This window comes from Streptomyces atriruber, from assembly GCF_001418325.1.
GTDB classification, from domain to species: domain Bacteria; phylum Actinomycetota; class Actinomycetes; order Streptomycetales; family Streptomycetaceae; genus Streptomyces; species Streptomyces atriruber.
This window is the reverse complement of record NZ_LIPN01000085.1, coordinates 1-12,678: the sequence shown is the minus strand read 5'-3', so window position 1 is coordinate 12,678 and position 12,678 is coordinate 1. Positions and strand designations below refer to the sequence as shown.

The window sequence follows — 12,678 nt, the reverse complement described above, 5'->3', positions numbered from 1 at the left end:
GCCCGACACAGCCCCCTGGCGAGCCCACTTCCACGTCCCCCTCCACGCGGCCCCCGCCGCGCCCCTCACCTCCACGCTTCCCGTCCTCCAGGACGTCCTGACCCGGCTCGTCGGCGGCCCTGCCCCCCTCACCCGCCATCTGGAGGTCGAGACCTACACCTGGCAGGCACTCCCGCCCGCGCTGCGCCCGCGCGGCCGCCCCCAGCTCGCCGAGGGCATCGCCGCGGAACTCTCCCTAGCCCGCGACCTCCTGACCGACCTCGGCCTCAAGGAACTCCCATGACCCCGACCCCCTTGCTGGTTCTTGACGTCGTCGGCCTCACCCCGCGCCTTCTCGACCACATGCCGCACCTCAAAGCGCTCGGCCAGTCCGGGTCCAGGGCGCCGCTCGGCACCGTGCTGCCCGCCGTCACCTGCGCCGCACAGTCCACCTTCCTCACCGGCACCACCCCCGCCGAGCACGGCATCGTCGGCAACGGCTGGTACTTCCGCGAGCTCGGCGACGTACTCCTGTGGCGTCAGCACAACGGTCTGGTCTCCGGCGACAAGCTGTGGGACGCCGCCCGCCGCGCGCACCCCGGCTACACCGTGGCCAACGTCTGCTGGTGGTACGCCATGGGCGCCGACACCGACTTCACCATCACCCCCCGCCCCGTCTACTACGCCGACGGCCGCAAAGAACCCGACTGCTACACCCGGCCCCCGGCCCTCCACGACGAACTCACCGCGAAACTCGGGACGTTCCCCCTCTTCCACTTCTGGGGCCCCGGTGCCGACATCGTGTCCAGCCGCTGGATCGTGGACGCCACCCGGCACATCATCGACACCCGCCACCCCGACCTCGCCCTGTGCTACCTCCCTCACCTCGACTACGACCTGCAGCGCTTCGGCCCCGACGACCCGCGCTCCTTCCGCGCGGCCGCTGAGCTGGACGCGACCGTCGCCCCGCTTCTGGACGACGCGAAGGCGGAGGGCAGGACCGTCGTCGCGCTGTCCGAGTACGGCATCACGCGGGTGAACCGTCCCGTCGACATCAACCGGGTCCTGCGCCGCGCGGGGCTGCTGGAGGTGCACACCCAGGACGGCATGGAGTACCTCGACCCGATGGCATCCAGGGCCTTCGCCGTCGCCGACCACCAGATCGCCCACGTCTACGTCCGCCGTCCGGAAGACCTCGACGCCACCCGCGCCGCCCTCGCGGACGTCCCCGGCATCGAGCAACTCCTCGACGACGAAGGCAAGAAGGACCACCAGCTGGACCATCCGCGCTCGGGTGAACTCGTTGCCGTCGCGGAGCCGGACGCCTGGTTCACGTACTACTACTGGCTCGACGACGCCCGCGCGCCCGACTTCGCGCAGCTCGTCGAGATCCACCGCAAACCCGGCTACGACCCCGTCGAGCTCTTCATGGACCCCGAGGACCCGTACGTCCGCGTCAAGGCCGCGGGCGCGCTGGCCCGCAAGAAGCTCGGCATGCGCTATCGCATGGCGGTCGTGCCCCTGGACCCGTCACCTATTCGCGGCAGCCATGGCCGCCTTCCCACGAGCGAGGACGAAAGTCCGCTCATTCTGTGCTCCACCCCCCGCGCCGTCAGCGGCCGCGTCGCGGCCACCGATGTGAAATCGCTCCTGCTCGACCTCGCGGGTCTGCGGTGATGTCCACCGACCCGCGTCGCTGAATCTGCTTGATCTCCACTGAACCAGACAGCTCGGGCCCTGCCATCAGGGCCCGACCCTCAGCGATCCCTGATCCGTTCTTCGAACCCATCCCTGACGCGCCCCTGATGCCACGAGGAGAACCGCATGAGCCGCAAGCCGACCTCCACCGATCCTGAACTCGCCCACAGACTCAGCCGACGCGGCGCGCTCGGTGTGGCCGCCGGAGCCGCTGCCGCGGCGCTCGTCGGGGCGGCCGTCCCCACCGCCTCAGCGGCCTCGACCGCCGCGGCGGCCGCAGGCAAGGGCCACGGTCACCCCGTCCTGCCGCCGGGCCGCCTCGGGATCCAGCTCTACAGCCTGCGCGACAAGATCTCCACGGTCGGATTCGCCCCCGTCTTCGCCGAGTTGGAGAAGTACGGATACGACGAGGTCGAATTCGCCGGATACACCCAGGGCTCGGCGGGCGCCATCACCCTCGCCCAGCTCAAGGCACTGGCCCGCGACCACGGCCTGAACCCCATCGGCTCGCACGTCGGCTATTACGACGACAACAACCCCAACGCGTACACGTTCGCGCAGAACCTCACCAAGGTCCTGGACGAGGCGGAGGCCCTCGGGCTGAAGCACATCGGCACCGCCTCGGGCCCCTTCCGTTACGGCAACACCGTCGACGCCTGGAAGCGTGCCGCGGAGGACTTCAACACGTATGGAGAAGCGGCCCGCAAACGCGGCATGAAGTTCTACCAGCACAACCATGCCGAGGAGTTCTCCTTCGCCACCGACAAGCCGAAGGTCCGGCTCTATGACGTCCTCCTCGCCGAGACCGATCCCGACTTCGTGTACCTGGAGATGGACATCTACTGGGCATTCAGCGCCCAGTTCCGCTTCGGCAAGCGGGTCGACGGCACCCCGGCCCCCTTCCACCCGCTCGACTACGTGTTGAAGCAGCCCCACCGCTACCCCTTGTTCCACGTCAAGGACGGGATCCGCGACGAGAGCACTCGCGACGGCTACCGCATGACGGATGTCGGTGACGGCGACATCGACTACAAGAAGTTCCTGTCGAAGGTGACCGCGCGCACCCACCAGGGTCGGCGCTACCACCACTGGCAGACCGAGCACGACAACCCCGCCGAGTCCTACGCCTTCGCCCGCAAGTCCAGCGAGCACCTGCACTCGCTGCGCTCCGGCCGCTGCGGCGACTGATTGCCGGACAGCACGGACGGGCCCTCCTGCCCGACGGCGGGAGGACCCGTCCATGAGTGGCCGAAGGCCGCTAGACCAGCACCCCACGCGCGCGTGGCGCTTCCGGCTGGCGCAGCAGCAAGGAAAGACCGGCCGCGATCAGCGACACCACACCGGCGGTGACATACGCGCCGATGTACCCCCAGGAGTCCACGACCATCGCGCCCATACCGCCGCCGAACAGTCCGGACACGAGCTTCGCGCTGTAGACCATGCCGTAGTTGGAAGCATTGTTGTTCTCTCCGAAGTAGTCCGGCACCAGGGCCGCGAACAGGGGATAGAACGCACCGCCCGCGAAGCCGGAAAAGAAGGCGAAGACGAGGAACAGGGGCTGGTTGTGGATTTCGCCGGCCCACAGCACACCGAACTGCGCCACCGCGAGCACCAGACAGACGTACGTGAGGGTCGGCTGCCTGCCCAGGCGGTCCGAGAGCCAGCCGACCACCCCGCGGCCCGTGCCGTTGATCACCGACATGACGCCCATCGACGACGCCGCGATGAGCGGCCCGAAGCCCATCTCCTTCGCGAAGGGAACCTGGAAGGAGATACCGAAGATGGACACTCCGGCGCAGCAGAGCATGCACACCCACATCAGGGGGATCACCCCGGTGCGCAGCGCCTCTCCGGGGGTGAACTGCCGGGCGGCGGGCGGGTTCTTGGCCAGTGCCACCGCGGTGCGGGGGTCGCCGTCGCGCCGCAGCGGGTCCACCTCGGCGGGCCACCAGTTCTTCGGGGGGTCCTTGAAGAAGAGGCCCGCCACCAGCGTCACGGCGAGCACGTAGAAGCCGACGAGGTCCAGCACGGTGCGGTAGTTGGACGTGTCGAAGCCGTACGAGAACAGGAAGATGAACGGCACCGCTCCGTAGGCGAACGCGCCGTTGACGAAGCCCGTCTTGCCGCCGCGTCGCTCCGGATACCACTTGCCGACCATGTTCACGCAGGTCGAGTAGATCAGTCCGGACCCGACGCCGCCGAGCAGGCCGAAGCCGACCATGGCGGCTGCCACGTTCGGGGCGTGGCTGAGGCTGACGAAGCCGAGCAGTGACAGGACCGAGCCTGTCAGCATGGCCGCCCTGCTGGTCAGGATGCCTTTCTCACGCAGCTTGCCTGCCGGGAAGGAGATCCCTGCCTGGAAGAAGATCCAGACGCTGAGCACCCAGAACGTATTCGACGACGTCCAGTGGTGCGCGGCGGACAGGGTGTCCTCGGCCGCTCCGAAGGCGTACTCGAAGACACTGATGGCGAGCATGGCCGCCCAGGGCAGCGCCACCATCGTCCAGCGGGGTCGACCGAGGATCTCCCGGTCGCTCTCGCCGATGCGGTAGACGCGCCCGCGCGCGTCCTTGAGCTCTCTGTACGACGCGTCACGTTCGGTCGACGCGTGGGATCCGGCGATGGGCTCCGCCGTCATGTCAAGCCATCTCCTCACCGAGGGGTTGCGGATTGGGGGTGATGTTCTTGGAGTTCGGCCTGCCGGGTTGCGACAGGAAGAGCGCGATGAATCCGGCGAACAGGGATATCGAGCCGGCCAGGGTGAATGCGCCGGCGTGGCCCCAGTGGTGCACCACCACGGCTCCCATTCCGGAGCCGAGGAGCCCGGAAACCAGCTTGGAGCTGTAGACGAGGCCGTAGTTGGAAGCGTTGTTGTTCTCTCCGAAGTAGTCGGCCGTCATGGCCGCGAACATCGGGAAGATGGCGCCGCCGCCGAATCCGGAGATGCTGGAGAAGATGAGGAAGAGGGGCAGGCTCTCGATTCCGGCGGACCAGAGGATGCCGTACTGGGCCAGGCCGAGGACGATGCAGACGAAGATCAGGCAGCGTTTCCGTCCGTAGCGGTCAGAGAGCCAGCCCGTGACACCGCGGCCCGTGCCGTTGACGATGGCTTTAAGTGACATCGCGGTGGCGACGATTCCACCCGCGAAACCGGCCTCCTCGCCGATGTCCACCTGGAATGCGATTGCGAAGATGTTCACGCCCGACGTGCACAGCAGGCAGCACCACATCAAGGCCACTCGGCTGGTCTGCCAGGCCTCTTTGGGGGTGTACTGCCGGACGGCGGGCGGGTTCATGCGCAGGGCGCGTCGCGCCCGTGGGTCGTCCGGCGGGCGCAGCGGGTCCACGTCCGCGGGCCACCAGTTCTTCGGCGGGTCCCGGAAGAAATGGCCCGCGGACGCGACCATCGCGACGAGGAGCACACCCGCCGACACCAGAACCCAGCGGAAGTTCGACAGATCCATATAGCCGGTGAAGAGAAAGACGAACGGCACCGACCCGTAGGCGAATCCACCGTTGACGAATCCGGTCTTGCCGCCCTTCCGCTCCGGATACCACTTGCCGACCATGTTCACGCACGTCGCGTAGACCATGCCGGCACCCATGCCGCTGAACATGCCGAAACCGAGGTAGGCGACGACCACGTGCGGGGCGAAGGCCAGCGACAGATATCCCAGGAGTGTGCCGAGCGCACCGAGCATCATCGCCCAGCGTGCCGGGAGCTTTCCGCTCTCCCGGAGCTTGCCCGCCGGAAAGGCCACCGCCGCCTGGAAGAAGACCCAGACGCCCAGCATCCAGAAGATGTGCAGGCTGCTCCACTGGTGCGCGGTGCGCAGGGTGTCCTCGGCGGAGGCGAACGCGTACTCGGCCGAACTGATGCCCGTCATGCCCACCCACGGCAGGATGACCATCCACTTGCGCTTGCGGCCCATGATGTCGAGGTCGGTCTCGCCGACGCGGTACATCCGGCCGTGGGCGTCCCTCACCTCCCGGTAGGGGACGGCGGTCGGCATATCGGTTGTTGTCATCTCGCTCAGCACCCCTTGCGTCGGAAAGATCCTGGTCAGCGCCCCCTGTCCCATCCCTTCCGTGTGCGCACGGGTCCCGGGACCGGCCGTGGCGCACCGCCGGCCGGCCCCGAACCGGTCACCTCATCGACCGCCCCCCAACAGCCCGGCCGCCCGTGCCCACCGGTACTTCGCGCCGAGCGCGGCGACCGGCTTCTCGGTCGTGTAGGGGTACGCCACGACCCCCCGCTCGAAGAGGTACTGGCAGGCCTCCTCCACCTCGACATCGCCCGCCAGCGAGGCCACCACGGGCTTCTCGACGCCGCGCGCACGGAACTCCGCCACCACGCGTGCCGTCAGTTCGGCGAAGACCATCGGAGGGGTCACGATGGTGTGCCAGTAGCCGAGCACGAGGGCGTGGATGCGCGGGTCCTCCAGACCGAGCCTGATCGTTGCCTCGTACGTCGAGGGCGGCTCGCCGCCCGTGATGTCCACGGGGTTCCCCGCGGCCCCGAACGGCGGGATGAACGCCTTGAAGGCCGCGTCCAGGTCCTCTGGGATGTCCATCAGCCGCAGGCCGTTGTCGCTCACCGCGTCGGAGAGCAGCACCCCCGAGCCGCCGGCGCCGGTGATGATGACGATGTCGTCGCCCTTCGGGGTGGGCAGCACCGGCAACGCGCGCGCGTACTCGAGCATTTCGTTGAGCCCCGGCGCCCGGATGACACCCGCCTGCCTGAGGATGTCGTCGTACACGGCGTCGTCTCCGGCGAGCGCGCCCGTGTGCGACCCGGCGGCCTTCGCGCCCGCCGCGGTGCGCCCCGCCTTGAGGACCACGACCGGCTTCTTCGGGACGGTCGTGCGCGCGGCCTCCACGAAGGCACGGCCGTCCTTGAGGTCCTCCAGGTGCATGGCGATGCACTGCGTATGCGGGTCCTCGCCGAACCAGGTCAGAAGGTCGTCCTCGTCCAGGTCGGACTTGTTGCCGAGCCCGACGATCGCCGAGACCCCCGTCTTCGTGGTCCGCGCGAAGCCGAGGATCGCCATGCCGATGCCGCCCGACTGACTCGTCAGCGCCACCGGGCCCTTCACGTCGTACGGAGTGCAGAACGTGGCGCACAGGTCCTGCCACGTCGAGTAGTAGCCGTAGATGTTGGGGCCGAGGAGCCGCACACCGTGCCGTTCGCCTATCGCCACGATCTCGTCCTGGAGCGCCTGCTCGCCGGTCTCCGCGAAGCCGGAGGGGATCAGCACCGCATTGGGCACGCCCTTGCGGCCGACCTCCTCCAGGGCCGACGCGACGAACTTGGCGGGGATCGCGAAGACCGCCACATCCACCTCGCCCGGAACGTCCGTGACACTCTTGTACGCCTTGCGGCCCAAGATGTCGTCGGCCCTGGGATTCACCGGATGGATCTCTCCGGAGAAGCCGCCGTCGATGAGGTTGCGCATCACCGAATTGCCGATCTTCCCTGCCTCGTTGGAGGCGCCGATGACGGCGACGGAGCGGGGCCGCATGAGCCGGTGCATGGAGGCGAGCATCTCCGCGCGCGTGTAGGTGCGCCGGGCTTTGGGGGCTCCTTCGGAGAGGATGATCCGGACGTCCGCCGCGACCGCGCCGTGCGGTGTGGCGATCACCGGGTTGAGGTCGACCTCGGCGATCTCCGGGAAGTCGGTGACCAGTCGGGAGACCCGGCGGATCTGCTCGGCGACGGCCCACCGGTCCACCGGCTGCGCGCCGCGCACCCCGCGCAGGACCTCCGCCGCCCGGATCGAGTCGAGCATCGAGACCGCCTCGTCGGCGTCCACGGGCGCCAGGCGGAAGGTGACGTCCTTGAGGACCTCCACGAGCACTCCGCCGAGCCCGAAGGCGACGACCTTCCCGAACGTCGGGTCGGTCACCGCCCCCACGATGACCTCTTGGGCCGACGGGCCGCCCGGCAGCAGCTCCTGTACCTGCACACCCTCGATACGGGCCCGGGGCGCGTACGCTCGGGCGTTCTCGACGATCCGATGGAAGGCGGCCCGTACGTCGGCGGCGCCCTCCACACCGACCACCACGCCGCCCGCGTCGGTCTTGTGCAGGATGTCCGGGGAGACGATCTTCATGACGACAGGGCCGTTGAAGTGGGCGGCGTGCGCCACGGCCTGGTCCACGTCGGTCGCCAGCTCCTCGCCCGGTACGGCGATTCCGTAGGCGTCGGCGATCACCTTGCCCTCGGGGGCGGTCAGCGACGTACGGCCTTCAGCGCGTACCGCGTCGAGGAGGGTGCGCACCCTCAGCAGGTGGTCTTCGGCCATCACTCAGATCACCCCGTTCGACTTGAGCAGACGGACTTCGTCGTCGCCGAGGCCGAGCTCGCCGATGTACACCTCGTCGTTGTGCTCGCCGAGCAGTGGCGAGCTGTTCACGTCCACGGGGGAGTCGGAGAGCTTCAGCGGGGAGCCGACCGTGGTGAAGGTGCCGCGTTCGGGGTGGTCGACCTCGACGACCATCTCGTTGGCGACCAGGGAGGCGTCCTCGATGATCTCCCTGGTGGAGAGAATCGGGCCGCAGGGAATGTTGTGCGCGTTGAGCCGCTCCAGCACGTCCCACTTGGGCAGGGTCGAGGACCACTCCTCGATGAGCTGGAACATCTTGCCGAGCTTGGGCAGCCGCGCCTCTGGAGTCGCCCAGTCGGGGTCCACAGCGAGCTCGGGGCGCCCGATGAGCTCGGTGAGCGGCTCCCAGCCCACGGGCTGCACGATGACGTACACGTAGTCGTTCGGGCCGCCGGGAGCGCACTTGACGGCCCACCCGGGCTGTCCGCCGCCGGAGGCGTTCCCGGAGCGCGGGACCTCGTCCCCGAAGTCCTCGTTCGGGTACTCCGCCAGGGGCCCGTGCGCCAGCCGCTGCTGATCGCGCAGCTTGACCCGGCACAGGTTCAGCACGGCGTGCTGCATCGCCACGTTCACGCGCTGACCGCGACCGGTGTGCTCCCTCTGGAAGAGGGCGGCGAGAATCGCCGCGACGGCGTGGATGCCGGTCCCGGAATCGCCGATCTGGGCGCCTGTGGCGAGCGGGGGGCCCTCCTCGAAACCGGTGGTCGCCATGGAGCCGCCCATGGCCTGGGCGACCACTTCGTAGGCCTTGAAGTTGGTGTAGGGGCCCTCTCCGAAGCCCTTGATCGAGGCGTAGACGATGCGCGGGTTGATCTCCTGGATGCGGTCCCAGGTGAAGCCCATCCGGTCCACGGCACCGGGGCCGAAGTTCTCCACCATCACGTCGGACCGCCGGATCAGCTCCGTCAGGAGCTGCTTGCCGCGCTCGGTCTTGGTGTTGAGGGTGATGCTCTTCTTGTTGCAGTTGAGCATCGTGAAGTACAGGGAGTCGACTCCGGGGAGGTCACGCAGCTGCTTGCGCGTGATGTCCCCGGAAGGCGCCTCCAGCTTCACCACGTCCGCGCCGAGCCAGGCGAGCAGCTGGGTGGCGGAGGGGCCGGACTGGACGTGCGTCATGTCGAGGACGCGAATGCCTTCGAGAGCCTTGGTCATGGCCGTCAGGGCTCCTCACTTGTACATGGTCTGGTTCATGGTTCCGGGGGCGTAGGCGTCCGGGTCGACCCATACGTTGATGAGTGAGGGTTTGCCGGACTCGCGGGCGCGGCGCAGGGCCGGGCCGATGTCGGCGGGGTCGCGGACCTCTTCGCCATGGCCGCCGAGCATCTGGGCGAACCTGTCGTAGGGAACGTCGCCGAGGGTGTTGCCGACGCGCTCGCGCTCCTTGCCGTACTTGGCCTGCTGGCCGTAACGGATCTGGTTCATCGAGGAGTTGTTGCCGACGATGCCGACGAAGGGGAGGTCGTAGCGCACGAGCGTTTCGAAGTCCCAGCCGGTGAGGCTGAAGGCGCCGTCTCCGAAGAGGGCCACTACTTCCTTGTCGGGCCGGGCCTGCTTGGCGGCGAGCACGAAGGGGATGCCGACGCCGAGGGTGCCGAGCGGGCCGGGGTCCATCCAGTGGCCGGGGGACTTGGGCTGGACGACCTGACCGGAGAAGGTCACGATGTCGCCGCCGTCGCCGATGTAGAGGGAGTCTTCGGTAAGGAAGTCGTTGATTTCGCTCACCAGGCGGTACGGGTGGATGGGCGAGGCGCCGGACTTCAGGTGTGGCAGGCGCTTCTCCACGGCGGTCTGCTCGGCGGCGCGCAGTTCGTCGATCCACTCCTTGCGCCGGGAGGCCCCGCCGTTGACGCGTCCGGACGCGGCTTCGGTGACGGACTTCAGGATCAGACCCGCGTCCCCGACGATGCCGAGGTCGACGTCCCGGTTCTTGCCGACGGTGCGGTAGTCGAGGTCGATCTGGACGACGGTGGCATCCGGTGAGAGCCGCTTTCCGTAACCCATGCGGAAGTCGAAGGGAGTGCCCACGACGACGATGAGGTCGGCGTTGGAGAAGGCGTAGCGCCGGGAGAGCTGGAAGTGGTGCGGGTCTCCCGGCGGGAGCGTGCCGCGGCCCGCCCCGTTCATGTAGGCGGGCACGTTGAGGGTGCGTACGAGTTCGATGGCCGCCTCGGTGCCCCGGGTCGTCCACACCTGGCTGCCGAGCAGGATCGCGGGCTTCTCCGCGTGCACGAGAAGGTCGGCGAGCTTCTCGACGGCCTCGGGGTCGCCGGCCGAGCGGGTCGAGGCGCGGTAGCGCCCGGCCTTGGGGACGCGGGCACTGTCGGCCGGAACCTTGGCATCGAGCACATCGCGGGGGATTTCCAGGAAGGACGGGCCGGGGGCCCCGTGGTAGCACTCGCGGAAGGCCATGGACACCATGTCGGCCGCGCGTGCGGTGTCCGGCACCGTCGCGGCGAACTTCGTGATCGGGGTCATCATGTCGACGTGCGGAAGGTCCTGGAGGGAGCCCATCTTGTGCTGCGTGTGGGCACCTTGGCCGCCGATCAGCAGCATGGGGGACTCCGCGCGAAAGGCGTTCGCCACGCCGGTGACGGCGTCGGTCGTGCCAGGGCCCGCCGTTACCACCGCACAGCCCGGCTTGCCCGTGACGCGTGCGTAGCCGTCGGCCGCGTGGGCCGCGACCTGCTCGTGACGCACGTCGACGACGTCGATGCCCTCGTCGACGCAGCCGTCATAGATGTCGATGATGTGGCCGCCGCAGAGGGTGTAGATGACCTCCACACCCTCCGCTTTGAGTGCTTTGGCGACCAGGTGTCCACCGGAGATGCCGTTCTGGCTGGTGTCGTCGGGCATGGCGAAGTCCTGTCCCTTCGTAGGGGAGTTGGAGTGCGCTCGCACGCTTTTGGGGCGCCCTCGCAGTAGATTGCATACAGTCGACGAATACTGTATGGAGCTTGTTATCCCGCATCCCGTGAGCGGTGTCCAGGGGGCGTGAGCCATTTCTGGCCGCCGGTGGGACCACTCCCGGTCGGACGCAGCGGTCAGGAGCCGAAATGGATCTTTTCGAGCACCAGGCAAGGCAACTCTTCGCAGATCACGGCATCTTGGTGCCGCGTGCCGAGGTCGCTCACACGGCCAAGGAGGCACGGGCGGCCGCGGAACGCCTCGGCGGCCGCGTCGTCGTCAAGGCCCAGGTCAAGACCGGTGGGCGAGGCAAGGCGGGCGGGGTGAAGCTCGCCGCGGATCCCGCGGCGACGGAGATCACCGCGCGCCAGATCCTCGGCATGGACATCAAGGGCCACACCGTGCGCGCGTTGATGGTTGCTCAACCCGTCGACATCGCAGCGGAGTTCTACGTCTCCTATGTGCTGGACCGGGCGGCTGGACGCTTCCTCGCGATCGTCTCCGCCGAAGGCGGCATGGAGATCGAGGAGGTGGCGGCGGCTCGCCCCGAAGCGGTGGCGCGCATCCCGATCGCCTCCGCGGAAGGGGTGACGCAGGAGAAGGCCGCCGAGATCGCGGCCGCCGCGGGCTTCCCGGCCGAGTCAGCCGACACCTTGGTCAAACTCTGGCGCGTTCTGATCCACGAGGACGCCCTCCTCGTAGAAGTCAACCCGCTCGTCCGCACGGACGACGGTGACATCCTCGCCCTGGACGGGAAGGTCACGCTCGACGACAACGCCCTCTTCCGCCAAGCGCGGTGGGGCGGACAGCCCGAGCCGTACGACCAGGAGCTGGAGGCGACGGCCGCGGCCAAAGGCCTCAACTACGTGAAGCTCGACGGTGAGGTCGGCATCATCGGCAACGGCGCCGGACTCGTCATGTCGACGCTCGGCGTGGTCGCCGGCTGCGGAGTCCGACCGGCCAACTTCCTCGACATCGGAGGCGGCGCCTCCGCCGACGTCATGGCGGACGGCCTCGCCGTCATCCTCTCCGACCCCTCCGTCAGGTCCGTCTTCGTGAACGTCTTCGGCGGCATCACCGCCTGCGACGCCGTGGCCGACGGCATTGTCCGGGCCCTGGAATCCGTCCGGTTGACCAAGCCCTTGGTCGTCCGCCTGGACGGCAACAACGCGGCCCGCGGACGCGCCATCCTCGACGGCCGCGCCCACCCCCTCGTGCAGCGGGCCACCACGATGGACGACGCGGCCCGCCGGGCCGCCGACCTCGCCGACGCGCGGTAAGGAGCAAGGACATGGCGATCCACCTCACCAAGGAGAGCAAGGTCCTCGTCCAAGGCATGACCGGCGCCGTCGGCATGCAGCACACCCGCCGCATGCTCGCCGCGGGCACGTACATCGTCGGTGGCGTCAATCCCCGTAAGGCGGGCCGCACCGTCGACTTCGACGAACGCGCCGTCCCCGTCTTCGGATCGGTCCGCGACGCGATGGCCGCCACGGGCGCCGACACCACGGTCGTCTTCGTGCCGCCCGCCTTCACCAAGGCCGCCGTCACCGAAGCAGCCGACGCCGGAATCGGCCTCGCCGTCCGGGCGCGGCGCGTTCGTGGGCGGTGAGCTGCTGGTCCGTGCCGTCACCCAGGGGCCGACGGACGAGCGGCCGCCAGGGAACTTCCCGAGCAGCCACCGGGTGGTGTGACGGGGCGGGGCCGGGTG

At 68.7% G+C, this 12,678-nt stretch carries 8 protein-coding genes and 2 pseudogenes; 5 read left to right on the top strand and 5 right to left on the bottom strand.

The features are described 5' to 3' along the window. The 3 genes and pseudogenes from AOK03_RS09645 to AOK03_RS09635 form a co-directional block, all read left to right on the top strand. A pseudogene (locus AOK03_RS09645) lies at nt 1-283 on the top strand (metabolite traffic protein EboE); the annotation flags it as partial. Continuing rightward, entirely contained in the window at nt 280-1,656 is a 1,377-nt protein-coding gene (locus tag AOK03_RS09640) for an alkaline phosphatase family protein (RefSeq protein WP_055564762.1), read from the top strand. The pseudogene AOK03_RS09645 and the gene AOK03_RS09640, both read left to right, overlap by 4 nt. A gap of 147 nt (nt 1,657-1,803) precedes the next feature. Further along, nucleotides 1,804-2,865 carry a sugar phosphate isomerase/epimerase family protein gene (locus tag AOK03_RS09635; RefSeq protein ID WP_055564761.1) on the top strand — a complete coding sequence of 354 codons (1,062 nt, stop codon included), beginning with the start codon at nt 1,804-1,806 and terminating at the stop codon, nt 2,863-2,865. 70 nt (nt 2,866-2,935) lie between these two features. Here AOK03_RS09635 and AOK03_RS09630 read toward each other — a convergent pair whose 3' ends face one another. From AOK03_RS09630 to AOK03_RS09610, 5 genes are all read right to left on the bottom strand, one after another. After that, nucleotides 2,936-4,315, bottom strand: a complete 1,380-nt coding sequence (locus AOK03_RS09630) for an OFA family MFS transporter (RefSeq protein WP_055564760.1) — start codon at nt 4,313-4,315, stop codon at nt 2,936-2,938. A 1-nt stretch (nt 4,316) separates the two neighbouring features. Next, nucleotides 4,317-5,705 carry an OFA family MFS transporter gene (locus tag AOK03_RS09625; protein ID WP_055564764.1) on the bottom strand — a complete coding sequence of 463 codons (1,389 nt, stop codon included), beginning with the start codon at nt 5,703-5,705 and terminating at the stop codon, nt 4,317-4,319. 123 nt (nt 5,706-5,828) lie between these two features. After that, a complete protein-coding gene (locus tag AOK03_RS09620; protein ID WP_055564763.1) occupies nt 5,829-7,982 on the bottom strand; it encodes an acetate--CoA ligase family protein in 2,154 nt (717 codons plus the stop codon). A gap of 3 nt (nt 7,983-7,985) precedes the next feature. Next, a complete protein-coding gene (gene frc / locus AOK03_RS09615) occupies nt 7,986-9,215 on the bottom strand; it encodes a formyl-CoA transferase (RefSeq protein WP_055564759.1) in 1,230 nt (409 codons plus the stop codon). A gap of 15 nt (nt 9,216-9,230) precedes the next feature. Beyond that, a complete protein-coding gene (locus tag AOK03_RS09610) occupies nt 9,231-10,916 on the bottom strand; it encodes a thiamine pyrophosphate-binding protein (protein ID WP_055564758.1) in 1,686 nt (561 codons plus the stop codon). A 200-nt stretch (nt 10,917-11,116) separates the two neighbouring features. Here AOK03_RS09610 and sucC point away from each other — a divergent pair, with 200 nt between their 5' ends. Next, on the top strand, nt 11,117-12,247 hold the full coding sequence (gene sucC, locus AOK03_RS09605) for an ADP-forming succinate--CoA ligase subunit beta (protein WP_055564757.1): 1,131 nt from the start codon (nt 11,117-11,119) through the stop codon (nt 12,245-12,247). A gap of 11 nt (nt 12,248-12,258) precedes the next feature. Then, a pseudogene (locus AOK03_RS09600) lies at nt 12,259-12,552 on the top strand (succinate--CoA ligase subunit alpha); the annotation flags it as partial. Nucleotides 12,553-12,678: the final 126 nt, after the last annotated feature.